The organism is Methylobacterium sp. CCH7-A2, from assembly GCF_001557075.1.
Lineage (GTDB): Bacteria > Pseudomonadota > Alphaproteobacteria > Rhizobiales > Beijerinckiaceae > Allobosea > Allobosea massiliensis.
The window spans coordinates 1-395 of sequence record NZ_LSKN01000267.1 but is presented as its reverse complement, the minus strand read 5'-3'; the positions used below and the strand labels follow the sequence as shown (position 1 = coordinate 395).

Below are 395 nucleotides of genomic sequence, written 5' to 3'. Positions count from 1 at the left end.
CGATGTTACGATCTATCACCTGATCGCAGCCGGTGTCGTCATCGACGGGCTCTCAGGGGAAGATCTGGCCGAATACGTCGGCGCGGAGCTGAATTCTTTAACCCGCGAGAACGAGGTCACCCAGCCGCAACGCGTTCGGTCACCTGCCGAGATCAAAGCCCCGCCCGTTCACGAAGCGCGAGTTCCAGATCTCGATACAGCCGCTACTGCGGACGCTGGGCTCGGCAGCATCCTCGAGCTACTGCGCCGATCTTAGCAGTATCAACTCAGATCAGCCCAAAAATCCTCGAAAGCTAAAAAGAATTATCCACGGAGAATGACGATGAAGAACAAGCCGACTGCCCATGACAACATCAAGATCAGGGATTTCGATCTCGTGCCCGACGGCGGGATCG

Annotated in this window: 1 protein-coding gene; it reads left to right on the top strand. The window is 56.5% G+C overall.

The window, feature by feature from the left end; translation table 11 throughout:
• Positions 1–256 (top strand): hypothetical protein (locus tag AX750_RS26755; RefSeq protein WP_210173044.1); only part of this gene is annotated, 256 nt, incomplete at its 5' end.
• Positions 257–395: the final 139 nt, after the last annotated feature.